A 22,927-nucleotide genomic window follows, 5' to 3' on the forward strand; every position below is an offset into this window, starting at 1 on the left:
TCGTGATTCTGACAAAATGCTATAATCAAAAAATTACAACTTGCAGCCATATCAACATTATGATCATCGCTCAAGAATTAGAAACTCAACAAAACATCTCCCCAAATGTAATTTTTCCCCCTGGTGATTTATATAGTGACGAACCTCCCGTGGAAACAGAACTACATCTAGAGCAAATTATGCTCTTAATCAAATGTATTAAATGGTTATGGAAAGACAGAAAAGATTTCTATGCTGCTGGAAATCTCACCATTTACTATAGTCCTAATCAGAAAAAATCAGAATATTTCCGTGGTCCAGATTTCTTTGTTGTGTTAGGAACTGAACGCAAAACCCGTAAAAGTTGGGTAGTTTGGGAAGAAGAGGGTAAATATCCTAATTTCATTTTAGAAATTCTCTCCCCAAATACAGCAAATACAGATAGAGAATTTAAAAAACAACTTTATCAAGATACATTTAGAACACCGGATTATTTTTGGTTTGATCCTTATACATTAGAATTTGCAGGTTTTCATTTATTAGATGGGGAATATCAACCTCTAGAAGCTAATGAAAAAGGACATCTTTGGAGTCATCAATTAGGTTTATATTTAGGAATACATGAGGGTTTATTACGCTATTTTACATCAGAAGGAAAGCTAGTTCCTACACCTGAAGAAAGAGCAGAAAAATTAGCTGCAAAATTGCGAGAATTAAATATTGATCCAGATACAATTTAAAATGTAGATTGGTTGAAACGATAGTGTAACTGAAATATGGGTTTATTATTGAATAATGTTAATGTTGGGTTTCGTTTCTCAACCCAACCTACTAGATTAATGCTGATAAAAAAATAAGGATACAGCAATGCTGTACCCCTACAAATTAACGATTTATGGAAACAAAATCAAACCCTTACTGCATCGCTTCCGCAGTCTTTTCTTTATCCAATTTGAGAATCAAAACTCCCAAAGGTGGTAAACATAAATCCAAGGAATAAGGACGATTATGTAAAGACCAATCCTCCGTCCATTTACCACCTAAATTGCCCATATTACTACCGCCATATTGACGTGCATCACTATTAAATAACTCGGTGTAAAAACCCTTTTCTGGTACACCAATGCGATAGTGAGAATGGGGTTGAGGAGTAAAATTACAAACTACAACCAAAAACTCATCAGAATCCTTAGCACGACGGACAAAAGAAACTACACTGTGACGGTTATCGCTGCAATCAATCCACTCAAAACCTTCCTGTGCAAAATCCTGAGTATACAAAGCAGGTTCAGAACGGTAAAGATGATTAATTGCTTTAAAAAATTCCTTTAACTGTTGATGAGGTTCAAACTCATGTAATTGCCATTCCAAATCAGACCACACATTCCACTCACTCCACTGGCCAAACTCCATACTCATAAACATGGTTTTCTTGCCAGGGTGAGCAAACATATAAGTAAATAAATTCCTGATATTGGCGAGTTTCTGCCAAGTATCACCGGGCATTTTACCAATGATATTGCTCTTACCATGTACAACCTCATCATGGGACAATGCCAACATGAAGTTTTCGCTGTGGTTGTACCACATACTAAAAGTAATATTGTTTTGATGGAACTGACGGAACCAAGGGTCCATGCTGAAATAATCCAACATATCGTGCATCCATCCCATGTTCCATTTCAGGTTAAATCCTAAACCACCTGTATAGGTAGGCCAAGATACCATCGGCCAGGAAGTAGATTCTTCCGCAATCGAAAGTACACCAGGAAAATAGGTAAATAAGCTGCTATTTACTTGACGTAAAAAATCAGCAGCTTCTAAATTTTCTCTACCACCGTACTGGTTAGGCAACCATTCCCCATCTTTACGGAAATAGTCGTTATAAAGCATAGAAGCTACAGCATCAACTCGAATACCGTCAATGTGGTATTTATCAAACCAGAACAAGGCGTTAGCTACTAGGAAATTTCTAACTTCATTTCGGGAATAGTTAAATACTAAAGTTCCCCATTCCTTATGTTCACCTTTGCGGGGGTCAGCGTGTTCATAAAGATGTGTACCATCAAAGAATGCTAAACCATGACCATCTTTGGGAAAATGTCCAGGAACCCAATCTACTAATACACCAATACCATTTTCGTGACATTGGTCTACAAAATACATGAAATCTTCAGGACTACCAAACCGGGAAGTAGGAGCATAGTAACCGGTGACTTGATAACCCCAAGAACCATCAAAGGGATGCTCGGCAATAGGTAACAGTTCTATGTGGGTGTATCCCAATTCTTTGACATAGGGAATCAGTTTTGCGGCTAATTCCCGATAGGTGAGGAAACGCGCACCTGGTTTTAATTCAGAAACAATGACTACTGGTTCGGTTTCGCCGTTGGGTAACTGCGCTGGTTCTTCACTAGCAGCGTGTAACCAAGAACCTAAATGAACTTCATAAACAGAAACTGGTTGGGTGAGGGGATCTGTATGTCTCCTGGTTTCCATCCAGTTTTCATCGTTCCATTTGTAGGTATCTAAATTGGTGACGATAGATGCTGTTTTGGGACGTGGTTCTTGCTGGAAACCGTAGGGATCTGATTTTTCGTAAATGTGGCCTGCAAAATTTTTGATTTCATATTTGTAATGTTCTCCCACACCCAATTCAGGAATAAATAATTCCCAAATACCAGTGTGTCCTTTCCGCATTTGGTGTTTACGTCCATCCCAGAGGTTGAAGTCTGCCAAAATAGAAACGTTACGAGCATTGGGGGCCCAAACGGCAAAATAAACACCTTTGACACCGTTTACTTCTGTCAGGTGCGCTCCCAGTTTTTCGTAAATGCGGTGATGATTGCCTTCTGCAAACAAATGTAAGTCAAAATCGGTTAAATGGGGAGAACGGAAGGCGTAAGGGTCATAAATGACACGCTCATGTTCCCCTTCTTTAATCCGTAATTGATAGTTACTTAGTTCTGCGGTTTCTATGGTGCATTCAAAAAAATGGGGATCATGCACCGTTGTCATCGGGTATTCTTTGCGTTCTTCTGGAACTACTACATAAGCTGCGCTGGCGTTTGGTAGGTAGGCTCGCACAGCCCAGACGTTTTTACCTTCCTGTTCTATTCGATGTGATCCTAGTACCTCAAAGGGATCGTGATGCTGATTCCAAACGATGCGGTTAACCTGTTCAGGGGCGATCGTGTTAATAGACATGAAGCTACCTACGTACAATAAATTGACTAACTAAATTCAGTTTTTTATAACTATATATATTCTTTACATTTATTTGTACTTTTGTCGTCATGCTTATCCTACATCACTCTGTATTTTGTTGGGGGAATAAAAAACTGGGGTATCACAGGAAGATGAATAACCTCATGGCCAATGACTAAATCCCCAAAAATGGGAGAATCTGTAGTAGTGCTTTACGCATTCTGATCAAAAATATTTGATCCCGAACTTCAGTGCTGAGTTTTGGTGGAGGGCTAGTTTGTAGTTGTGTTTGTAGTTCTGCGTATTCAGCCGCAGTGAGGAGTTTTCCGTCTATGGGCGATCGCCCAACGGTAATAATTTCTGTCCGCAATATTTCCTCTGGAATATCCTCCATTGGTGGTATGGCGATCGCCTTTGTTCCCAAATAGCTACTAACCAATACTATAGCAGTGGTACTTATACTCAAAAAAATCAGTTTGACATATTTCATTTTTGACTTTTGACTTGTTAGAGTCCCGGTGGTAATGGCTCACTACACAATTGATGAATCTGTCCAATCCGCTCAAATAACCAAGGACATTCCTGACGATACTTAGGGATAAGTGCTAAAGGACTTAGTAAAGCCGCCGCAGTAATATCTACCACACTAAAACTTTCACCCACCAGATATTTACTTTTTTGCCAACGATTAGATAATTCTGCCAGGGCAGTTTCTAACCTATTCGTAGCTAATTCTACAGTAGCATCATTAATCCCGTATTGTTTCCTGACTATCCCAATTACCATCTGACTAGATAATGATGGATCAATTGCTTTACCTTCCCCAGCCCGAAAATGATAGTAAACAAACCTTGTGGCTGTACCAATACTTTCATCTAACCAGTCTTCTAACATTAACGCTTCAGTTTGTTGTGGTTGGTTAGTGAAAAATAATGAAGGTGCTGGTTGATAAGATTCTAAAAATTGGATGATTCTGCTAGAGTCACCAATTACCGCTGGTTGTCCGGCAATTTGTGGTAATAAAACAGGTAGAGTAGTTAACCCAGTTAATGGCTTTACTTTCAGAATATGTAAACCCGGAGTGAGATTTTCTACCTTGTAATTAATTCGCTTATAACCAAGTGCCAGTCGAGCTTTGCGACAATAATGAGATGTACTAAATTGTAGTAGCAACATAAAGCTACTTAATAAATAAAGTATTTTTTCTAATTTCCACTACTGATTGCCATTAATGTATGGACATAGGAAAAAAGTAAAAACTAATTTTCTCATGTCCTACATGGGCAAAATCCTTTTGATAGAGGCATATTAGCCCCAGATAAATATTACTTAAAAGTGACTTTTACTAACTGTAAAGCTTTCAAGTTTTGGGGCTACCTGCCTACGGTATCATTTACTTGCGTTCAGACTAGAAGCACTATTGATTTTAGTTAATGCTTCTTTTACCTAACTGATCGAGATGTAGTTATGAGCAGCATCTCTAATTAATTAGGGAGTCTCCGTGGGGGTCGCTTCAGGTGTGGTAGTAGTCGCAGGGGTAGCACCATCAGTTGGTTCACTAGCTGGAGTAGTGGTTGTACCAGCTGGTGTAGTTGTAGTATCAGATGGTTGATTACCACTTTCGCAAGCGCCAAGCATGGTAGCCAAACTTAACATGAGAGCCAAACCAAAGATTTTTGTTTTCATAACTCCTCTTTCACCAGTAAAGACAATAAAAATATTGCGTCTGTTGAATACGATAGCTTATTTATTGATTTTTGTTAAATACCTGGATATTACAAAATTTAAACTCTGTTTGAAACTTTATAATTTTAAGTATTAAGTATTGCCTGAAACTGCGATAAATTATTGCAGTATTGGATATATATGATACTTGAATAGCCAATCTATTTAGTTACGTAGTTAATTGCCGGTAGCCTACATCTTATGTCATAGTGGATGCCAACAAAGGTTGAATAATCTGTATCATTCTGTGTTTTTACGAAACCTAGAAGTTTAACCTATCAAATACAATATTTACCATTCAAAAAAATTATGTCCATGATCCGTAAATCTGCTGTTTCTACAAAAAGTTCTTGGTTTAAGAAAAATTCCGTTGCACCTTTGGCGCCACAACGTTCCCAAGGTTTATCTACAAATAAACCAGATACTTTCACCCCATCTAATAAATCTCCAGTGGTTCGTCCCAGACGAAAACGTAATTCCACTGATCAGTTATCAAGTGCTGTGGTTAATCAAGCTGTCTTACCTAACTTGGGTCAAGATACTCATCCACCAGCAATCACCAACGCTCAACAAAAGTCCAGTGGTAGTGGATACCTACCAATGATGTCTCAGACTGGGGCTACACCTGGATGGTTATTGCGTTTGCACTATCTTTATCGTTACTCATCAGGTATTGCTTTCTGTTTGGTAACTGCAACCCTAGCAGTTTATGGTTGGACTGTTTATTCTCAAGAGCTTTGGGGTAAATATTACAGCACCTTAAAAAATTTACAACGCCATGAACGTCAGTTAAATACAACCAATGCAGCACTCACTAGTAAAATGGCTAAAGAGGGTGAAGCAGCGGGAAAAGCACTGATATCACCAACGGCTGGAAAGACAATTTTTTTACAATCAACATACCAGGGTTCTGAATCTTCATCCTCAACTACAAGTTCTAATCCAGCAACTCAGATCCCAACTTCTTCATCACTAGGATACTAAATAAGTTAGCAATCAGAAAAATACCCAGCCACTCACCATAACAGTTGACAAAACAGGCTTCTGGGTTATCACTTGCTTGACCTATAGCCTGATTCCACGGACAAACTAGATTAAGAAAACTCCAATGCAAAAATCACCAAGTAGAACAAAATTCAGGAATTGGCGAAATTTAGAATTTAACAGGCAGCGGAAGTTTTCTAAATCAGCTGTACCCAAGAGTGGTAATCCTAAAAATCAGACTCAAGCATCCAGTCTGAAATCTCGACTGTTAATAGTTTGGGCTATCCTATTTGCGGCGGGACTGGGTTTAGCCTTTAATTTGTATCGGTTGCAAATAATGGAGGGGGAAAAACTGACTAAAAGGGCAAGAAGCCAGCAAATGGTGAATTTACGTCCTTTCATGCCTCGTCGTCCTGTAGTTGATCGCAATCAAACTATTTTGGCACTTGACAGACCTGTATATACTTTGTATGCCCATCCTAAGTTATTTAATCAGTCTAAGGAAGAAGTAGCCCAAAAACTTGCACCTATTTTAAATAGAGATGTTAATAAGTTAATCAAAATATTTGAAAGTAAACCTAGTGGGATTGTTGTTGCCAATGGTATTGGTGAAAATATAGCGGATCGTTTGATTTCATTCAGGTTAAATGGTTTAGAATTCATCCAAAAATATTCCCGTTTATACCCACAGGATGATTTGGTAGCTAATGTGGTCGGCTATGTTAACCTTGATCGTCGTGGTCAGGCTGGGGTGGAATATAGTCAAGAAAAACTTTTAGAACGCTCTACACAAACTATCAGTTTAAGTCGGGCTGGTAATGGTGCCTTGATGCCAGATCACGCACCAGAGGGTTTTTTGCATTTTGATGATTTAAAATTACAAATTACTATTGATAGCCGTTTGCAAAGGTCTATCAGAACTGTTCTCAAAGATCAGGTAAATAGGTTTCAGGCTAAACGTGGGGCTGTAATTGTCATGGATGCCACGGATGGTTCATTATTAGCTATGGTTTCTTATCCTACCTACAACGCCAATGAGTATTCAAAAGCTGATATTGCACTATTTAGAAATTGGACAGTGGCAGATTTGTATGAACCAGGTTCAACTTTTAAACCTTTGAATGTGGCGATCGCTCTAGAAAATGGTGTCATCAAACCAGATGATATTTTTGATGATCCAGGCACAATTAAAGTGGCTGACCGCACTATCAAAAATGCAGAAATAAATAGTTTTAGAAGAATTAATATTGCCCAAATATTACAACAATCTAGCAACGTTGGCATGGTAAAAATTATCCAACGCATGAAGCCGACACTCTACTATAACTGGTTAGAAAAATTAGGATTAGGTCAAAAAGTTGATACAGATTTACCTTTTGAAGTGCGCGGCCGTCTGAAAAGTCAAGAAAAATTTCTAGGCTCAACTATAGAACCTGCAACGGCTTCCTTTGGTCAAGGTTTTTCCCTGACACCATTACAACTTGTACAATTACATGGTGCTTTAGCTAATGGTGGTAAGTTGGTAACTCCTCATGTGGTTAAGGGTTTAATAGATAGCCAAGATAAAATTCACTATTCGCCAAGTCTCCCCGCACCACGGCAGATTTTTTCTAGTACCACTACCCAAAAGGTAATAGATATGATGGAAACTGTGGTTTCTAAAGGTAGTGGTAAAGCATCACAAATTAAAGGATATAGTATTGCAGGTAAAACGGGTACGGCACAAAAAGCTAGTCCCAATGGTGGATATATTCCCGGTGCAAGAATTACCAGTTTTGTGGGAATTGTTCCCGCAGAAGCTCCCCGTTATGTGGTTTTGGCAATAGTAGATGAACCAAAGGGAGCAAATGCTTACGGTGGAACTGTTGCTGCACCTATTGTCAAGTCGGTGATGGAAGTGCTGATTCCCTTGGAAAAGATTCCACCTAATCAGAAGGTGACAGGTAAGAAGTGATAGGGACATAGGGGAAGAATAATCACAATAACCCAATTCCCTAAATGTAAGTTTGTTTGAGTGTTTCTTCAATTGAATTGACATTTTTAAAATGGTCAATTAATTGATGAGATTTGGTTTTTTTGGTCACTAAAATATCTTTTAACGGCGTTAAAAATTTAATATCTGGATCATTTTTGAGAGCATTTTCAGCAGCAGATAAGATTTTGGTGGCATGATCAAAAATTGCTTCATTATCAAGTCCAAATTTGGCTGAAATTTGGTGTAAATTTGGATCAGGTGTAATTCCTCTACCTTCCAAGGTTTGATCTAAAGCTAGACCTTTTAATAATGCTAATAACCCGGCATAAATTGAAAAATCATCACAACTATCACAGGATTTAAACTCAATCCGTCCAACTTCTGCGGGAATACGGGCAACTTTTGTTAATGATGGTACGCTTTCAATTAACTGTTCTTGTTTTTCTACAAATACCAAAGTTGCTGGTCTTTTACCAGTTCTGATAAATGTCCTCACTGATAAACCCTCCCACAAACTACCATTGAAAAATGGCGAACTATAAGTAAAAGGTATAATATAAGGACTGTAATAGGTGAACTTTTTACCAATATCAATTACTTTTTCCATTGGTAAATCTGCTACAGAAATATTCAAATCTGGTCCATAGGACACCATGTAAATATGAGCAGTTTGTTCATCTGGATAAGCTTGTAATTGTTTAATTTCAAAATCATTTAATGGTGGGTTTGGTGCAAACACACTGGTGTAGGGATTAAAACTAACTAAAACAGGTAAAAATCCAAATTCAGCCGCAACTTGACGCAATAAATTAAAACTTGTGTTTAGTTCATCAATTGCACCTTGTATACTAGAATTTATAGTAGTTCTAATTTCGATGCCTTTGCCTATACAATCAATTACTTCTTCTGAATTTGCAAATCTTTCAAAGCCTTCAATATACCATCGCTTTTGTCTAATATTGGCATCACCTACTCTTAATTGTGGGTAATCATCAGGATAGAGAGGTAACTTATCAACTATTTTTTGAAAATCCGTAAACTTTGTACAAGAGAAATCAGCAAACTTTCCATCTAGGTTAAGGAAAGCAACTTCATGTTCAATACCAAAAAAAAACATATACAACAGGTGAAATTTGATAGGTGACAGATGACAAAGTGGAAAGTCCTTGAATATTTAATTTTTATGATAAATAAAAAGTATTCTTGATAACTTTCTTGAAAGGGATTGTAAACGAAAACTGATGATTAAGGTAGCTTAGTATTGGTTGAAAAAATTTGAGGCGTGAGTTTTTATGACAAATGCTATTCCAACTCCTTACAATAGCGAACAAATTGCCGTTTGGTTGCGTGGACTACTAACTATTGCTTGGGCAGATGGTAACTTTGATGATCACGAAAAAGAGATAATTAATAGCATTACTAAGGATGAATTAGCTCCTTGTATTGATTGGCAGACATTAGAGACAATTACCCCAGAGGAATTAGCGGTTGGACTGGGTAAGGGTACACCAACAGCGGAGAATTTTTTGCGGACAGCGGTGATGGTAGCGATCGCCGATGGTATCTATTCTCTCAGCGAAGAAGAAATTTTACAACAGTTTTGTCAAGCATTAGAACTGGATAGTACAGCTTTAGAAACTTTACGTCACACCCTAGAAGATAGGGAAAACGCAGAAACATTCACTACACAACCACCGGATTTACTCCACCCCATGCGGGACTGGTTAGATGGGTTAGAAATTCATGACCCCAGAGTAGCCAGATTTTTATGTAAAATGATTCCTTCCCAGTGTCCTTTTGAAAGAGATGTCACCCTGTTTGGGCGTAAAATTGTCCATATCCCTCCAATGTGCAAAATTAACCCACTTTATGAACAATTGGTAGGTTTGCGTTTTCGTGCGCTCTCCTATCTTGCTGATGACTGTCAGGAGGATGTTACACCGTATATTTAGTCATTAGTCATTAGTCATTAGTCATTGGTGATTAGTTGTTGATTAGGTGAGATAATGGGGGGCGGGAGGTTTCAGGAATTACGGGTATATCAACTTTCAGAAAAATTAGCTGATGACATTTGGAAAATAGTTCATGAATGGGAGTCATTACCGCAAAATACATTAGGTAAACAGATCATCCGTTCAGCCGATAGTATTGGTGCAAATATAGCAGAAGGTGTAGGAAGAGGAAGCTATCAAGAAAATCGGCGATTTATTAGAATAGCACGAGGTTCTTTGTATGAGACTCAACACTGGCTAAGAAGAGCGTATAACCGTAATTTATTAACAGATGAACAGGTCAAGATACTAAAAGTTATCATAAATGACTTAGCACCTCAATTAAACGCCTATCTCAACTCAATAGGTAAACCTCCAAATAATAATGACCAATAACTAATGACCAATAACTAATAAATTATGCAATTCATAGATCAAGCAATAGTTGAAGTAGAAGCAGGTAAAGGTGGTGATGGTATCGTCGCTTTCCGCAGAGAAAAATATGTCCCCGCTGGTGGTCCTTCTGGTGGTAATGGTGGAAAAGGTGGTTCAGTGATTTTTGTGACTGATACTAACTTACAAACCTTATTAGATTTCCGCTATAAACATATATTTAAAGCGGAAAATGGTGAACGTGGTGGACCAAATAATTGTACAGGTGCAAATGGTAAAGATTTAATTGTCGAAGTTCCCTGTGGTACTACCGTTTATGATGGGGAAACGGACGCTTTGTTATGTGATTTAATTGAACCTGGACAAATTTTTAGAGTCGCTGAAGGTGGTAAAGGTGGACTGGGAAATCAACATTTTTTAAGTAACCGTAACCGCGCCCCAGAATATGCACTACCAGGTTTAGAAGGTGAACGAAAGGTTATCCGTTTAGAGTTAAAACTGTTAGCAGAAGTGGGAATTATTGGTTTACCAAATGCTGGGAAATCAACTTTGATTTCTTCTTTATCTGCTGCACGTCCGAAAATTGCTGATTATCCTTTTACCACTTTAATTCCTAATTTGGGAGTTGTGAAAAAACCCAGTGGTGATGGAACTGTATTTGCGGATATTCCTGGTTTAATTGAAGGTGCTTCTCATGGTACTGGTTTAGGTCATGATTTTTTACGTCACATTGAAAGAACTAGGGTTTTGTTACATTTAATAGACGCTACCAGTGAAGATGTAATTGCTGATTATCATACTATTCAATCAGAATTGAAAGCCTATGGACGTGGTTTAGAAAAACGTCCGCAAATTTTGGCGTTAAATAAAATTGATGCTGTGGATAAAGAAACTGTTGATTTAGATGCTTTAGCATTAGAATTAAATCATCTTTCTTTTGCTCCTGTTTTCATTATTTCGGCTGTAACTCGCGCTGGTTTGGATGGGATGTTACAGGAAATTTGGCGAGTGGTTGATGAAGTAAATGCGTTGGAAGCAGCGGAGGTTGGGGTGTAGTTGATGAGGTAGTTTTGTAGAGGAATCTAACAATAATTTCGCGGACTGATTAAGAAGGTCAGACTAGGTTTTATACTAGGTCAGCTATTTGGTTTGAGAGTTCCGGGATGTCTGGAACTTCTCAGCGTTTAGCAAAAAGTATGAAAGCTAGAAAATATCATGAATCTTGCAGCTATTTTTAAAGATTCTAAATACAAACTATCTCAATTTACATTGCAAGAGAATGATAATTTAGAGAACACTATTTTTATCAAGAAAACTAAAAATGGGGATGTTCCTGATATTCAGTATTTGGTACGTAGTAATGTTAAAAGACTAAAAGACGCATCGTCAGAATTACCCAATTTAAAACCTATAAATCTGAAAATACTGAGACTTGATGAAATAGGTTTAAAGAAAGAACATGAAAATCACTGTGCGGTATTAGTAGATTTAGATCAAAGTAAACTAATTGCAATGAAAAAGAGAAAAACGAAAAGTTGAAGATTCAATTAAGAAAGCAAATGCAACGAAAATTTCTGAATTAGATGTTGATTAAATTGGTATTTCATTTAATAGTTTAGTAAAATAACTACCGAAGAACCAAATTTCTCTTTTGTAAGTGAAATAAAAGCAATCATAACAAACCCCGATAATGAATAAACATCAACAAAACTGCCCAAGAACCTAATGCTACTTTAATAGCAACAAGAATATTTAAAATCGGTAAAATCCCCCCACTCAATAATGTTCCTAACTCCCCATGTGGTAACTCTATTCCAATTAAAGTTAACACTGCTAAAACAATAAAAATTAGCACAGAAACCTTTTCCCAAATTGCCGCATTCCAACGTTGATAAATATCCTGCATCCAATGATAAGAAGAGGTAATTGCTATTAACCCGATGGCTGTTCCAGCAGCTACACCAGCCGCAAAACCACCTCCTGGGCTTAAATGTCCTCTAATTGCTAATTCTATCCCTACTAACGCTGCAATTGTCGCTCCCAAACGAGCTAAAACAATAGATGGTTCATCTTTAAATTGATAAATAGTGCAGGATGGATTTTCATTAGAAAGTAAATAATTACATCCCATAATGGCAACACTAAATACAACTACCTCCATAATGGTGTCATAAAGTCTATTTCTAAATATAATCCCTGATACCGCGTTAGGAACACCACTTTCTGTTGATACTATTTCTGCAATAGAAATATCTAAAAAAGCTAGTTCTTTTAATTCTTCGGGAATGCCATTTTCAATCACTTTTTTCAGGATGGAAATATCTGATAAATTAGATGTTGCTTCTGGCATGATGAGAATTTTGATAAATAGGGCGATCCCTGCTACAATGTAAATCAATTTCATAGATATTTCTCCTAATTATCTAAAATTTTCACGTAATTCAAAGTGGTTTTCTCTGCATGAATTTCATTTTCAATAATGTTATAAATACGTTGAATCCTGATTTCTGTTTGGTATGTCTTAGCTAAAGAATTACTTTCTAAAAGTGGTGAACAAGTAGCGTGAACTTCTTTGTCTACTAATGCTTTTTGTAAACATTGAGGAGTTGCATAAGGAACAAGTTCTACCCGCATATAATGTTGTTTAAAAATGCGGCGAAAATCTGCTATCACTTCTTGAAAATTGCTGTCTTGATTTTCTAATATTTCATAATTTTCTATTACTCCTAAACGCAAAACTAAGGATGAACGCACAGCTACAGCATAGAGGGTAATTGATAGCATTGTTCCCATTAATGCTTCTGTTAATGCTACATCTGCTGCACCTAAAATTGCATCTACCATTGCTGCGATTGCCCCCAAAACCCCCCTAATTACTAAAGCATGATAGGGGTTAACTTGAGTGACTAACATTACCGCAGTTAACGGTAGCATGGCAATAATTATATAAAGATAGGAATCATTCATTTTTTGCCTCTTCAGTTGAACAGAATGCTAATACATAACCCAACATAGTATTCCAAATTGCTAAAGAAATAATGCCGAGAATAAGTAATGGCCATTCGCTAGGAATTTTTAGTAATAGTCCGACAATAATAATCATTGAACCCAGGGTATCAGCAACAGAAAGACCATGTAATTTGAATAATACTGATCTGTTGCTAACTAGATGAAAAGTTCCCCAAAACCAAAAAATAATGCCGATAAATATACAGGTGTAACTGAGAAAATTAATCATACTTCATTCAATCTTCTTAAAATATGTGCTAACAACATTAATCCGGCATTTCCTACACTTAAAATAATCACCGCTACTACTCCAATCATCCAATCATCTCGCAAAATAGATATGAGAAGAATCATGATTGATGTTTTGCTAGAAATGCTGCCAAAAGCTAACATTTTTTGCCAAGTATCATCAGTTTTCCAAGCTTCATAAATGGGTATTAGTAAGGCTAATATCATTGCCATCATGACTATTTCTAAGTTCATTTTTGTTTTTCCTCCTTCTAATTTCGTGAACTTCATACCACCCTTCTTCATGGTATTTTAAAACAATAGTTTTTGGTGTAAAGGTAATCAAAAAGATATCTAAGAATATTAGATGTAATGATCGCTTGGGTTTCACCCTTTCCATGATTATTTCTTCATGATGATGTGGAAATAGCATAATTTCCAATGCTTCTTTAAAAGCGATAGGAACAGCCGCCACAATTTTAATAATTACTCTCAACCATTCTTTTAATTTCTCTTTTGATGTCCGACCACGAGGTAAAACTATGGCAATAATTACACCGATAATGATATTTGTGATACTCAAATCAGATGTAAGTAAAAACCAAATTGTTAGTCTTAATATTAAACTGCCAATCATGCTAATGCCATCCAAAATAAGAGGACTAAAGTTAGACTCATCACCCCAATTAAATGTTCAATCTGTTCAAATAAACGGGGAATATAAACTGATACTTTTTTGATAATTAGGTGATATATTGACCAACCAATGGCTATAGTGATCAGTGCTTTGATAATTTTATCTAAACTGTAGGCTTCTAAATAGACGATATTCCCTACAAATAAACCAGAAATTAATAATGTAATTGCTATCCAAAAACCCGGCTTAGTGTTAATTTCTGCATCTTTTGTATGGGGTAAAAAGATAAATTTAGCAAAGGAAATTGCTGTACCTACAGCAGCAATATTCATGCAGATAACTTGCCAAGGGAGTAAATCTTTTGTAGTTAATGCTTTAGCACCAAAACCTGCTAATAAAGGAAAACCAGAAATTGATAAACTAGCTATAACTAAAGGTATCCAAATTTTTGTATTAATAGGTTTATATTTTAGTTCTTTAAAACTGCGACTGGGTAAAGAACCTGCCATCAAAAATAAAGATGATTTTACCAGTCCATGTGTCATTGCATAAAATCCACCTACTGCTGGTGCAGCGAGAATAAAACCTAACTGGGAAATAGTATGAAAGGCTAACATCCGTTTGGTATCTTTTTCAAATACCGCATAGGAAACACCCATTAAAGCTGTTCCTACACCAAAAATTCTGACGATAGCTTCAATTTCTTCACTCACTACAGCACAGCGTAATAAAGGTAAAACACTAGCTTTAACTACAACCCCTGACAGCAATGCAGATACTGGTGTTTCTGATTCAGAATGGGTTAAAGGTAGCCATAAACCAGAGACAAAAATACCAGCTTTAATTAATAGTCCTAGAAAAATTAATGCTAGTGCTTCCGGTGGTGAATCTTTTAAACCAGCAAAGTTAAAGGCATGATGTTTTTCGTAAACTAATACTGCACCAACCAGATAAAATAACATGGCGGTGTTGCTAATTAATAAATAGCGTAAACCTACCCAAATTGAGCGATCGCTGCGGGGATAGGAAATTAATAAAAAAGCTGCAATACCACTAACTTCTAAGGCTACATATAAACTAATAAAATCTGCACAGATAAAAGCAGCATTTAAACTACCATGAATAATGAGAATTTGAGCATAGAAAAAATATGTTTTATCACTAGACCAACAATAAATAATTACCGCAGCCGTAACTATAGCATTAGTTAAAATAAAATAAGCACTTAATTGATCAGCGACTAATTTAACACCAAAATTGTCCAGTAAATTTAGTTTTAATGGTGATGGTTCTAGAAATAATTGAATAGAGTAGGCAGCAGATGCTAATACCCCCCACAATGTCAAATGGCGGTTAATTTTGGGAGCTAAAAAGATACTAAATCCCAGTAAAAATGGGATAGCAATCCAGACAATAGTAATGTTATTCATGGTGTATTATTTTTCTCAATTTCGCTGCTTTCTAAAGTGGGGTTATCCCTTGCTAATTTCATCACACCAACTAGCATTAAAGCCTGAATTGAAAAGCCAATTACAATAGCTGTTAAAATCACAGCTTGAGGAACTGGATCAGCATAAGTAGCTTTTTTTCCTTCAGAAATAATGGGAGTTAATAAACCTTCTATTGATGCAATTAGTACATAAAAAGCAATTACTCCTGTACTCATTACATCCATAGAAATAATCTTCATCACCAGATTTTTTTTGAGGATGATGCCGAAAAATCCGCATAGTATTGTTGCCAGTACACAAGCTTCTAACACGGTAATTACCTACAGAATAGGGATGGAAAATACACACTTAACTGATAGTCAGGAATTTACAGATAAATTTTTGAAACTTATTTAAAGTGTTAGATTATTATTAGCACGAATCTTTAGTGCTAAATTCAGATAGGCACTAAATATTTCTGATGATAACTATAGTTGTACCTAATGATTTGATTTATGCTTCCCCTAACAGCACCAGACCCAATTCAAGACCAGAAACCAGTGGATTTTAATTTGTCTACTTCCCTACAATTAATTGGTCGTTCTCTCGAATTTGAGCGGATTGTGGAAATACTTGCCCAGGATGGTGATTTACTGATTACAGGAGTACCGGGCAGTGGTAGACGCACTTTAGTGAAGGTGGCAGCCCAAGAAGTGAGTGCAGTTGTTTTAGATATAGACTGTATTCGGGCGACAGATGGGGAAAGATTTATACAACTACTCACGGAAGCAGTTAACCAAAACTGGGAAGCTGATAAAATCATCAATTGGGTTAAGCAAAATGGCAGTAATTTTTTTATTGTTAGCACTGAAAGTAAACTTAAATTATTACGTCCTCTCAATCAAAAACAGTTATGGCAAGCATTTATAATTGTGATTGAGTTGTTACAAATTATGGCTAATTCTCTAGAACAGAGAATTGTTTTAATTTTGCAAAGTTTTCCTCATCTGCGTTCGTGGGATCGTCAGGGTTTGTGGGAATCAACTTTAAGAAAAGAAATTAAATCTCATCCCCATGTTAGTTATGTTTTGTTAGCAACAATTGCTGAAACTAATCACCAACAATATGATAGTATTTTTCCTCTGGAAACTATAGAATTAGCACCTTTATCTAGAGATGTTTTAGCGTTATGGGCAAGGGAAATTTTACACACAGAAAATATTAAATTTGATCCTCATTCTCAGGCATTACCAATATTTTTAGATGCAGTGCAAGGAAACATTGGTGATGCTATGGCTTTAATCCGGCGGTTATTAATCTTGCAACATCCCCAAGGTTTGATTACTGAACAACAAGTCAAGCAGGTAATTGAAGATATTCTCAAAGATTTATCTATTACCTATGAATCTTTATTAATGTTATTACCACCTAGTCAAATTCATCTGTTAGAATCTTTGGCAGTTGCTCCTACAGATAAACCTCAAAGTAAAGAATATATTCAAAAGCATGGACTTTCACGAGGTGGAAGTTTACAAGGGGCTTTAACTGGTTTACAACATAAAGGTTTAATTTACAGTGCTGAACAAGGTTATCGGTTAGCTTTACCTTTATTAGCTTTGTGGTTAAAACAAAGGTTGAGTTAAGTAATTTGGCACTGAAAATTATTGCTGAATACTTACATATTAATCTATTTGTGCGTATTTTACTTTTCTCATACTGTATATAATATTAGAAAGTCAAAGGAAGGAGTAACGATTATGACTACTGAACGGGAATATCGAGAATGGCAAGAGAAAATCAGAAAAGTTAGAGGACAAAGAACAATATCTAAGCCTGTAAATAAACCTGTAAAATCTTATAGTTCAGGTTTGCTAATTATGTTTTTTCTAATTTTAATTGGTGGTTTGTTGGCTTTAAAAGTTAATACTAGCAATCAAGAACCAGTACCTAGTAATCAAAAGGAAAATTTAGAATATCTGAATCCCACAAAAACTTGAAATGTGGTATTTTTAATTTTCCATCCAACGACGTGAACCAAAATATTTACAAGCTTTTGCGGCAATATTACTAGCTAGTGCTAAAGCATCAGTAAAACTTGTCTGCAAAATATAATGACAAAATGCACCATGAAAAATATCACCAGCACCTAATGTATCTACAACTTCAATTTTAGCAACTGGGATCAAACCTCTATTATTATTACTAATGTATTCTATGGGATTTTCTCCTTGAGTAATAGCTATATGGGGAATTTTAAAGTCTCGTAAATAATTTAAAACTTCTGTTTTACTTTTACAATTGGGAGGATAAAAGTTAGCTGAACAAATAGCATAATCTACAAATGGTAATATTTCCTCAAATCCTGGTTTCCAACTTCCTCCGTCAATTACTATGGGAATATTTTTTTGTTTGGCATTTTCGGCAATAATTTTACTTACTGCTATTTGATGTCCATCAATTAAAATAATATCAATATTTTCTAAAATATTGGTAGGAATAGAGTTAATATCAGCTTGTGTTTTTACAGCATTGATGGAAATTATTGCTCTCTCTCCTGTACTTTGAGTAACGATAATTGATGATACTGGTGGTGATGTTTGTTTACTAGTATTTAAATCAATTATTTCAACTTGGTAATTTGCTAAATCTGTACTAATTAATTGTGTAATATGATGTGAACCTAGTACACCTAAAAGTTTTGCTTGATTACCCAAGTAACTAAATGTAACAGATGCATTTGTGGCTGGGCCACCTGATGCTACAGTATAATCATCAGCGACTAATTTTTGATTATTCTGTGGTGGTGATTGGGCAAGATAAATTAAATCCAAGGTAATTAGACCAATAAATAAAGCAAATTTTGTCATTGGTAATTTATATATAGTTGGTAATTAGGCAAATTATAGAATATTTTATCTACATTATTTGTTAAAAATGTTATCTGAATGCTATACAGATGCAGTTGATAACTTAAGTAATGAATATGATGTTAATTTTCCTGATGTTTGTCCTTTTTCTCAGGATTTAGCTGTTTTGTTAAATAATAAGTTTTGGGAAATTTAATGTGAAATATTATTATGCAAAGTGAACCCAAACCAGGAACTTTATATATTGTCGGCACACCGATTGGTAATCTCGAAGATATGACTTTTCGGGCTGTGAGAATCTTACAAGCTGTAGATATAATTGCGGCAGAAGATACTAGACATACAGGAAAATTGCTGCAACATTTTCAAGTGAAAACTCCGCAGATGAGTTATCATGAACACAACCGTAATAGTCGCATTCCGGAAATATTAGAATATTTGCAATTTGGTAAAGCGATTGCTCTGGTTAGTGATGCGGGAATGCCAGGAATTTCTGACCCAGGATATGAATTAGTAAAAGCTTGTGTGGAAGCAGAAATAACAGTTGTACCTATTCCTGGGGCCAGTGCAGTAATTACTGCTTTAAGTGCATCGGGATTAGCAACAGATAAATTTATTTTTGAAGGTTTTTTACCTGCTAAAAGTCAACAGCGACGGCAAAAGTTAGAATATCTACAAGCAGAAGCTAGAACATTGGTTTTCTACGAATCACCCCATCGGTTGCGGGATACATTAAAAGATTTAGAAACTGTTTTAGGAAGCGATCGCCAAATAGTTATAGCACGAGAACTAACTAAATTATATGAAGAATTTTGGCATGGGACAACCAGTGAAGCGATCGCTCATTACCAGCAACAAGAACCCCAAGGGGAATACACCCTTTTATTAGCAGGAATAGAACCTAGTAAACCACAAATCACAGAAGCAGAACTTAAAACCGAATTATTAGCAATGATGAAACAAGGTATTTCCCGTTCCCAAGCTAGTAGACAATTAGCTAAAGAAATATCAGTTTCTCGGAACAAATTATATCAGTTGGCTTTGACGATTGAATTAGATGATGAATAAATACAGCCTGGCAGAACAAAACCCTCACAAAATCCTTGTAGTGCGGGCATTTTACCCCTCAAGTCTAACTAATAACAGCGGGAAGTGCCGTACCCAAGAAGAAATGTTTATATAGGGTTAATTATTATACTCGAAATGGCTTAACCATTTGATTCTAGAGGGTTTAGCAGTGCTAAACCCCTACAAATCTAGGTTTTTCGTAATCTCGCAAAAGTCCATGTTCCAAGCATTTTATATTTATTGCTTTTATTCATATTAAATAAATTTAAAAAAATCATGAATCGTTCAAACCAATTAATAGTCAGGTGAGCCATTTTGCCTTTTACCTGATGCAATAGCAATTCATTAAATTAAATAAGAATAAACTTAATACAATATTTAAAATTCTAAACCCCAACATATCTTCAACCTGTTTGAGATTGGATAGTTTTGCCAAGTTTGAGGCTAATATTACAATGGATATTATTGACAAATTGAGGACAGAACCAGAATGACCCAAGTGCTTCTAGGAGAAAACGAAGGAATAGATTCAGCCTTGCGTCGCTTTAAACGCCAGGTTTCTAAAGCTGGTATTTTGGCTGATGTAAAGTATCATCGTCACTTTGAAACTCCCCAGGAAAAACGCAAACGTAAAGCAGTTGCAGCTAGACGGAAACGTCGTTTTAAATAAACCTATTCGGTTTGGTATTGGCATTGCTTGAGGATAAAATTATAAGCAAGCAAAATCGCTTTACCATGTGCTTAAAAAAAATCAAGTAGCTGCGACACACCCCAGATGGAGTGTCATCTTATTTTTGGAACTTTGCGTTGAAATTTATTAACCTGGTTGGATGGAGTCAGCGGAAATCGCTGCCCATCTACCAAAAGTTGGTGATTAGTGATTAGTGATTGGTGATTGGTGATTGGTGATTGGTGACTAGGTTATTAATCCTCCCCATCTCCCTACACCCTTACGAGTCAGGAGTCCAGCTATTGCAACGGTTCATCGCTTTTTCTACTCCCTGTTTGAAAGTGAGTTCTACACAATCAACCACAAAGTCTAATACCTGATTCATTAATTTTGATTCTGTCGCAGAGAATTTTCCCAAAACATGAGAAACAGTTTCAGCATTATCGTCATTAGCTGCACCTTTAGGTTTACCTATCCCAATTCTTAACCGGGAAAAGTTTTGACTATTCAAATGGGAAATAATACTCTTCATCCCATTATGTCCACCAGCCGAACCAGATAAACGCAATCGAGTTTTCCCTAACGGTAAATCCATATCATCGTAAATTACCAAGACAGATTCAGAAGGTAACTTATACCAACTTGTTACAGATTGGACAGATTGACCTGAACGATTCATATAAGTTAACGGTTTTAAAAGCCGGATTTTGCCACCTTTTGGTGCTAAACCTTCCCCAAATTGTCCTTGAAACTTACGATTTTCTGATATGGAAATTTGCAAAGCACGGGCAAGAGCATCTATAGCTGCAAAGCCAATATTGTGGCGAGTTTGGTCATATTTAGGCTCTGGATTTCCTAAGCCGACGATTAACTGCGGAATTACCAAAGCCGACTGGTTAAGAACTTCTGTCATTTTGTACTACACAGTTTTTTCTTGACTGGTGTTAACAGAAGCAGTTTCTTCCTGCTGAGATTTTTCAGACTCAATTTGCTTAGGTTCAATTTCAGCGGTAGTTTTGACAGTTTCTTGTAACTTTTCTGCTTCTCGTTTAAACTCGGTCTGAAATTCACTAGAAGCATCTTGGAAACTGCGAATCGTTTTACCCAAACTGCGGCCAATTTCTGGTAGTTTCTTCGGACCGAAGATTAATAAAGCCACTACCATAATTACAGCCATTTCTGGCAAACCAATACCAAATATATTCATAATGTTTTTCCTTTAGCTCATTTCCAACTATAGCAGGAGTCAGAAGAAGAGGGGGTGAGGAGGTGAGGGAGAGAAAAAGATTTTTCCGAATTCCCAATTTCCTGTTCCTTGTTCCCTGATAACTGAAAAACCCGGACAAGCCGGGTATATGGTAACTTGTATCCAAGTTATGATGGCGTGCAGCAATTAGCCGCCTAGACTGCGCCAATCTACAAGTACATCCTGAATTAACAGAGACTTGTTGTAAACTTGCAGAATAATGAGCAAGAATACGAAAAATAAACCCATAAAAACAGCCATTAAGGGTGTTGTCCCCCAACCGGGAGCTACTTTACCATATTCAGCGTTTAAGGGTCTGAGGATATCTCCCAATCTAGTCCGTTGTGCCATAGTTCACCTAAGATTAGTTGCCAAAATTTTTTTTAATTTTTTTATTCCCCTCTGTAGGATGCTGCAATATTTCAGCAGGATTTTTACCTTACGTTTGGGATGATTCTGACTATGACGATAATACCACTATCAGGGTAGGGTCGTTTACCTGAGTTTGCTTAATGCTTTTATGGTATTTATGTTAAGTTTCGTAATATTCTATAATATATATCTCATAATATAACTCTAAATTTATGGAATTAGAACCTGGTTTAGTGCTTGGTGTTTCCTTTTCTGTCATCCTTGTGGCTATCACTGGTATGGCAATTTACACCTCTTTTGGTCCCCCAAGCAGGGAATTAGCTGATCCTTTTGAGGATCACGAAGATTAGAAGCGTGCTTAGTTTGATATGATGGTGGGTTATACCCACCCTTTGATAATTTGTCTGAATCAGGATTTTCAGGATGTTATTGAATGATAGTTTTTTTGGGAAGTTGGAGATTTTATTTGTCTGAATCAGGATGTCCAGGATGGGAGGATTTTCAGGATGTGATTGAATGATTGTTTTTTGGGATTTGGTGATTTTATTTGTCTGAATCAGGATGTCTAGGATTTGAGGATTTTCAGGATGTTATTGTGATTTGGAAATTCAACCAGAATAAGAGTCGGTTAAAACCGACTTTAGCTTTGAGACAGGGAATTTATTCCCTGGTTATAGATATTCCGAAAACCGAAAAACCAAGAGGTATATTTATTAGTAGTCGAAAAACCTTGTAAATAATATACAAAATCGAATCTCAGTCAAGTTTAAATTTTCGGCTCTCCTAGACTTAGTTTGATAAATTAATACCAAAAAACACCTAAAACACTTGATATAAATAGGTTTCGCTCAAATAGAATCAAAGATTTAATAAAAATATGATTTCTGATTCTTGAATCCCCTACTATGTAAGGACTTAACCTGATATCAAGTATTAATTTTCTATAACTAGTCTAGGAGAGCCAAATTTTCCTAATTTACCATTAATAGAAGTTATTCCTGAATATTTAGAAAAAAGTAAAATTATCGGTAGAAATGGGACAATTAAAGAGTTTAGAAATTGGGTAAGACAGCATTTTTAAAAGGTTTATATAATATAAAATCACTGAGAATTTACAGAATGTTATTGAATGATTATTTTTTGGAA

At 36.2% G+C, this 22,927-nt stretch carries 29 protein-coding genes; 13 read left to right on the plus strand and 16 right to left on the minus strand.

Annotated features, from left to right (window positions below; genetic code table 11):
• Positions 1-59: 59 nt before the first annotated feature.
• Positions 60-719 carry a Uma2 family endonuclease gene (locus WJM97_RS00300; protein ID WP_353931092.1) on the plus strand — a complete coding sequence of 220 codons (660 nt, stop codon included), beginning with the start codon at positions 60-62 and terminating at the stop codon, positions 717-719.
• Positions 720-894: 175 nt separating this feature from the next.
• Here the strand turns inward: WJM97_RS00300 and glgB are convergent, their stop codons facing one another.
• The 4 genes from glgB to WJM97_RS00320 form a co-directional block, all read right to left on the minus strand.
• Positions 895-3,186 (minus strand): 1,4-alpha-glucan branching enzyme, encoded by a 2,292-nt coding sequence (glgB, locus tag WJM97_RS00305; RefSeq protein WP_353931093.1) that lies wholly within the window; start codon positions 3,184-3,186, stop codon positions 895-897.
• 175 nt (positions 3,187-3,361) lie between these two features.
• Complete coding sequence (locus tag WJM97_RS00310) at positions 3,362-3,676, minus strand: hypothetical protein (RefSeq protein WP_353931094.1); 315 nt, start codon at positions 3,674-3,676, stop codon at positions 3,362-3,364.
• 17 nt (positions 3,677-3,693) lie between these two features.
• Entirely contained in the window at positions 3,694-4,362 is a 669-nt protein-coding gene (locus WJM97_RS00315; RefSeq protein WP_353931095.1) for a glutathione S-transferase, read from the minus strand.
• Between the two features lie 312 nt (positions 4,363-4,674).
• Positions 4,675-4,872, minus strand: coding sequence for a hypothetical protein (locus WJM97_RS00320; protein ID WP_353931096.1), 198 nt, complete (start codon positions 4,870-4,872; stop codon positions 4,675-4,677).
• A 348-nt stretch (positions 4,873-5,220) separates the two neighbouring features.
• Between WJM97_RS00320 and WJM97_RS00325 the strand changes: the two genes are divergently transcribed.
• Together WJM97_RS00325 and WJM97_RS00330 are read left to right on the plus strand one after the other, a co-directional pair.
• Positions 5,221-5,895, plus strand: a complete 675-nt coding sequence (locus WJM97_RS00325; RefSeq protein WP_353931097.1) for a hypothetical protein — start codon at positions 5,221-5,223, stop codon at positions 5,893-5,895.
• A 124-nt stretch (positions 5,896-6,019) separates the two neighbouring features.
• Positions 6,020-7,849 carry a penicillin-binding protein 2 gene (locus WJM97_RS00330; protein WP_353931098.1) on the plus strand — a complete coding sequence of 610 codons (1,830 nt, stop codon included), beginning with the start codon at positions 6,020-6,022 and terminating at the stop codon, positions 7,847-7,849.
• 40 nt (positions 7,850-7,889) lie between these two features.
• On the opposite strand, the gene WJM97_RS00335 is transcribed toward WJM97_RS00330, so the two are convergent.
• Entirely contained in the window at positions 7,890-8,987 is a 1,098-nt protein-coding gene (locus tag WJM97_RS00335; protein WP_353931099.1) for a glutamate--cysteine ligase, read from the minus strand.
• 175 nt (positions 8,988-9,162) lie between these two features.
• On the opposite strand from WJM97_RS00335, the gene WJM97_RS00340 reads away from it, so the two are divergent.
• The 4 genes from WJM97_RS00340 to WJM97_RS00355 all read left to right on the plus strand — a co-directional run bounded on the left by WJM97_RS00340 (position 9,163) and on the right by WJM97_RS00355 (position 11,793).
• A complete protein-coding gene (locus tag WJM97_RS00340) occupies positions 9,163-9,822 on the plus strand; it encodes a Mo-dependent nitrogenase C-terminal domain-containing protein (protein ID WP_353931100.1) in 660 nt (219 codons plus the stop codon).
• Positions 9,823-9,876: 54 nt separating this feature from the next.
• Positions 9,877-10,257 carry a four helix bundle protein gene (locus WJM97_RS00345; protein ID WP_353931101.1) on the plus strand — a complete coding sequence of 127 codons (381 nt, stop codon included), beginning with the start codon at positions 9,877-9,879 and terminating at the stop codon, positions 10,255-10,257.
• Between the two features lie 24 nt (positions 10,258-10,281).
• Positions 10,282-11,310: a GTPase ObgE gene (gene obgE / locus WJM97_RS00350; protein WP_353931102.1), complete on the plus strand. Its 1,029-nt coding sequence runs from the start codon at positions 10,282-10,284 to the stop codon at positions 11,308-11,310.
• A gap of 159 nt (positions 11,311-11,469) precedes the next feature.
• Positions 11,470-11,793, plus strand: coding sequence for a hypothetical protein (locus WJM97_RS00355; protein ID WP_353931103.1), 324 nt, complete (start codon positions 11,470-11,472; stop codon positions 11,791-11,793).
• Positions 11,794-11,926: 133 nt separating this feature from the next.
• Here the strand turns inward: WJM97_RS00355 and WJM97_RS00360 are convergent, their stop codons facing one another.
• Genes WJM97_RS00360 through WJM97_RS00390 form a run of 7 tightly spaced genes read right to left on the minus strand, consistent with a single transcriptional unit; the run spans position 11,927 to position 15,890 of the window.
• Positions 11,927-12,658 (minus strand): Na(+)/H(+) antiporter subunit B, encoded by a 732-nt coding sequence (locus WJM97_RS00360; RefSeq protein ID WP_353931104.1) that lies wholly within the window; start codon positions 12,656-12,658, stop codon positions 11,927-11,929.
• An 11-nt stretch (positions 12,659-12,669) separates the two neighbouring features.
• Positions 12,670-13,221, minus strand: coding sequence for a DUF4040 domain-containing protein (locus WJM97_RS00365; RefSeq protein WP_353931105.1), 552 nt, complete (start codon positions 13,219-13,221; stop codon positions 12,670-12,672).
• Positions 13,214-13,492 carry a monovalent cation/H(+) antiporter subunit G gene (locus tag WJM97_RS00370; RefSeq protein ID WP_353931106.1) on the minus strand — a complete coding sequence of 93 codons (279 nt, stop codon included), beginning with the start codon at positions 13,490-13,492 and terminating at the stop codon, positions 13,214-13,216. Before WJM97_RS00370 ends, WJM97_RS00365 begins: the two co-directional genes overlap by 8 nt.
• Positions 13,489-13,746: a hypothetical protein gene (locus WJM97_RS00375; RefSeq protein ID WP_353931107.1), complete on the minus strand. Its 258-nt coding sequence runs from the start codon at positions 13,744-13,746 to the stop codon at positions 13,489-13,491. The genes WJM97_RS00370 and WJM97_RS00375 overlap by 4 nt, the downstream gene beginning before the upstream one ends.
• Positions 13,688-14,128, minus strand: coding sequence for a cation:proton antiporter (locus WJM97_RS00380; protein ID WP_353931108.1), 441 nt, complete (start codon positions 14,126-14,128; stop codon positions 13,688-13,690). Before WJM97_RS00380 ends, WJM97_RS00375 begins: the two co-directional genes overlap by 59 nt.
• Positions 14,125-15,558 (minus strand): cation:proton antiporter, encoded by a 1,434-nt coding sequence (locus tag WJM97_RS00385; protein WP_353931109.1) that lies wholly within the window; start codon positions 15,556-15,558, stop codon positions 14,125-14,127. Before WJM97_RS00385 ends, WJM97_RS00380 begins: the two co-directional genes overlap by 4 nt.
• On the minus strand, positions 15,555-15,890 hold the full coding sequence (locus WJM97_RS00390; protein WP_353931110.1) for a cation:proton antiporter subunit C: 336 nt from the start codon (positions 15,888-15,890) through the stop codon (positions 15,555-15,557). The genes WJM97_RS00385 and WJM97_RS00390 overlap by 4 nt, the downstream gene beginning before the upstream one ends.
• A 183-nt stretch (positions 15,891-16,073) precedes the next feature.
• Here WJM97_RS00390 and WJM97_RS00395 point away from each other — a divergent pair, with 183 nt between their 5' ends.
• Positions 16,074-17,201 carry an ATP-binding protein gene (locus WJM97_RS00395; RefSeq protein ID WP_353931111.1) on the plus strand — a complete coding sequence of 376 codons (1,128 nt, stop codon included), beginning with the start codon at positions 16,074-16,076 and terminating at the stop codon, positions 17,199-17,201.
• Positions 17,202-17,315: 114 nt separating this feature from the next.
• Complete coding sequence (locus tag WJM97_RS00400; protein ID WP_353931112.1) at positions 17,316-17,555, plus strand: hypothetical protein; 240 nt, start codon at positions 17,316-17,318, stop codon at positions 17,553-17,555.
• 12 nt (positions 17,556-17,567) lie between these two features.
• Here the strand turns inward: WJM97_RS00400 and WJM97_RS00405 are convergent, their stop codons facing one another.
• Entirely contained in the window at positions 17,568-18,425 is an 858-nt protein-coding gene (locus WJM97_RS00405; protein ID WP_353931113.1) for a sugar kinase, read from the minus strand.
• A 67-nt stretch (positions 18,426-18,492) separates the two neighbouring features.
• Between WJM97_RS00405 and WJM97_RS00410 the strand changes: the two genes are divergently transcribed.
• The 3 genes from WJM97_RS00410 to rpsU all read left to right on the plus strand — a co-directional run bounded on the left by WJM97_RS00410 (position 18,493) and on the right by rpsU (position 20,163).
• Positions 18,493-18,621 carry a hypothetical protein gene (locus WJM97_RS00410; RefSeq protein ID WP_353931114.1) on the plus strand — a complete coding sequence of 43 codons (129 nt, stop codon included), beginning with the start codon at positions 18,493-18,495 and terminating at the stop codon, positions 18,619-18,621.
• Between the two features lie 14 nt (positions 18,622-18,635).
• The gene (gene rsmI / locus WJM97_RS00415) at positions 18,636-19,493 is read left to right on the plus strand and encodes a 16S rRNA (cytidine(1402)-2'-O)-methyltransferase (RefSeq protein WP_353931115.1); all 858 of its coding nucleotides are present in this window, start codon (positions 18,636-18,638) and stop codon (positions 19,491-19,493) included.
• 490 nt (positions 19,494-19,983) lie between these two features.
• On the plus strand, positions 19,984-20,163 hold the full coding sequence (gene rpsU, locus WJM97_RS00420) for a 30S ribosomal protein S21 (protein WP_353931116.1): 180 nt from the start codon (positions 19,984-19,986) through the stop codon (positions 20,161-20,163).
• Positions 20,164-20,443: 280 nt separating this feature from the next.
• On the opposite strand, the gene pth is transcribed toward rpsU, so the two are convergent.
• The 3 genes from pth to psbH form a co-directional block, all read right to left on the minus strand.
• A complete protein-coding gene (gene pth / locus WJM97_RS00425; RefSeq protein WP_353931117.1) occupies positions 20,444-21,076 on the minus strand; it encodes an aminoacyl-tRNA hydrolase in 633 nt (210 codons plus the stop codon).
• Between the two features lie 6 nt (positions 21,077-21,082).
• Positions 21,083-21,370 (minus strand): TatA/E family twin arginine-targeting protein translocase, encoded by a 288-nt coding sequence (locus WJM97_RS00430; RefSeq protein ID WP_353931118.1) that lies wholly within the window; start codon positions 21,368-21,370, stop codon positions 21,083-21,085.
• Between the two features lie 186 nt (positions 21,371-21,556).
• Positions 21,557-21,760 (minus strand): photosystem II reaction center protein PsbH, encoded by a 204-nt coding sequence (gene psbH, locus WJM97_RS00435; protein ID WP_015214502.1) that lies wholly within the window; start codon positions 21,758-21,760, stop codon positions 21,557-21,559.
• A 233-nt stretch (positions 21,761-21,993) separates the two neighbouring features.
• Between psbH and psbN the strand changes: the two genes are divergently transcribed.
• The gene (gene psbN, locus WJM97_RS00440) at positions 21,994-22,131 is read left to right on the plus strand and encodes a photosystem II reaction center protein PsbN (RefSeq protein WP_353931119.1); all 138 of its coding nucleotides are present in this window, start codon (positions 21,994-21,996) and stop codon (positions 22,129-22,131) included.
• Positions 22,132-22,927 lie beyond the last annotated feature (796 nt).

Origin of the sequence: Okeanomitos corallinicola TIOX110 (assembly GCF_038050375.1) — a bacterium.
In the GTDB taxonomy this organism is placed as follows: domain Bacteria; phylum Cyanobacteriota; class Cyanobacteriia; order Cyanobacteriales; family Nostocaceae; genus Okeanomitos; species Okeanomitos corallinicola.

Coding starts and splice junctions, on each gene's coding strand:
- WJM97_RS00300 (WP_353931092.1), top strand. CDS start 60: ATGATCATCGCTCAAGAATTAGAAACTCAACAAAACATCTCCCCAAAT.
- glgB (WP_353931093.1), bottom strand. CDS start 3,186: ATGTCTATTAACACGATCGCCCCTGAACAGGTTAACCGCATCGTTTGG.
- WJM97_RS00310 (WP_353931094.1), bottom strand. CDS start 3,676: ATGAAATATGTCAAACTGATTTTTTTGAGTATAAGTACCACTGCTATA.
- WJM97_RS00315 (WP_353931095.1), bottom strand. CDS start 4,362: ATGTTGCTACTACAATTTAGTACATCTCATTATTGTCGCAAAGCTCGA.
- WJM97_RS00320 (WP_353931096.1), bottom strand. CDS start 4,872: ATGAAAACAAAAATCTTTGGTTTGGCTCTCATGTTAAGTTTGGCTACC.
- WJM97_RS00325 (WP_353931097.1), top strand. CDS start 5,221: ATGTCCATGATCCGTAAATCTGCTGTTTCTACAAAAAGTTCTTGGTTT.
- WJM97_RS00330 (WP_353931098.1), top strand. CDS start 6,020: ATGCAAAAATCACCAAGTAGAACAAAATTCAGGAATTGGCGAAATTTA.
- WJM97_RS00335 (WP_353931099.1), bottom strand. CDS start 8,987: ATGTTTTTTTTTGGTATTGAACATGAAGTTGCTTTCCTTAACCTAGAT.
- WJM97_RS00340 (WP_353931100.1), top strand. CDS start 9,163: ATGACAAATGCTATTCCAACTCCTTACAATAGCGAACAAATTGCCGTT.
- WJM97_RS00345 (WP_353931101.1), top strand. CDS start 9,877: ATGGGGGGCGGGAGGTTTCAGGAATTACGGGTATATCAACTTTCAGAA.
- obgE (WP_353931102.1), top strand. CDS start 10,282: ATGCAATTCATAGATCAAGCAATAGTTGAAGTAGAAGCAGGTAAAGGT.
- WJM97_RS00355 (WP_353931103.1), top strand. CDS start 11,470: ATGAATCTTGCAGCTATTTTTAAAGATTCTAAATACAAACTATCTCAA.
- WJM97_RS00360 (WP_353931104.1), bottom strand. CDS start 12,658: ATGAAATTGATTTACATTGTAGCAGGGATCGCCCTATTTATCAAAATT.
- WJM97_RS00365 (WP_353931105.1), bottom strand. CDS start 13,221: ATGAATGATTCCTATCTTTATATAATTATTGCCATGCTACCGTTAACT.
- WJM97_RS00370 (WP_353931106.1), bottom strand. CDS start 13,492: ATGATTAATTTTCTCAGTTACACCTGTATATTTATCGGCATTATTTTT.
- WJM97_RS00375 (WP_353931107.1), bottom strand. CDS start 13,746: ATGAACTTAGAAATAGTCATGATGGCAATGATATTAGCCTTACTAATA.
- WJM97_RS00380 (WP_353931108.1), bottom strand. CDS start 14,128: ATGATTGGCAGTTTAATATTAAGACTAACAATTTGGTTTTTACTTACA.
- WJM97_RS00385 (WP_353931109.1), bottom strand. CDS start 15,558: ATGAATAACATTACTATTGTCTGGATTGCTATCCCATTTTTACTGGGA.
- WJM97_RS00395 (WP_353931111.1), top strand. CDS start 16,074: ATGCTTCCCCTAACAGCACCAGACCCAATTCAAGACCAGAAACCAGTG.
- WJM97_RS00400 (WP_353931112.1), top strand. CDS start 17,316: ATGACTACTGAACGGGAATATCGAGAATGGCAAGAGAAAATCAGAAAA.
- WJM97_RS00405 (WP_353931113.1), bottom strand. CDS start 18,425: ATGACAAAATTTGCTTTATTTATTGGTCTAATTACCTTGGATTTAATT.
- WJM97_RS00410 (WP_353931114.1), top strand. CDS start 18,493: ATGTTATCTGAATGCTATACAGATGCAGTTGATAACTTAAGTAATGAA.
- rsmI (WP_353931115.1), top strand. CDS start 18,636: ATGCAAAGTGAACCCAAACCAGGAACTTTATATATTGTCGGCACACCG.
- rpsU (WP_353931116.1), top strand. CDS start 19,984: ATGACCCAAGTGCTTCTAGGAGAAAACGAAGGAATAGATTCAGCCTTG.
- pth (WP_353931117.1), bottom strand. CDS start 21,076: ATGACAGAAGTTCTTAACCAGTCGGCTTTGGTAATTCCGCAGTTAATC.
- WJM97_RS00430 (WP_353931118.1), bottom strand. CDS start 21,370: ATGAATATATTTGGTATTGGTTTGCCAGAAATGGCTGTAATTATGGTA.
- psbH (WP_015214502.1), bottom strand. CDS start 21,760: ATGGCACAACGGACTAGATTGGGAGATATCCTCAGACCCTTAAACGCT.
- psbN (WP_353931119.1), top strand. CDS start 21,994: ATGGAATTAGAACCTGGTTTAGTGCTTGGTGTTTCCTTTTCTGTCATC.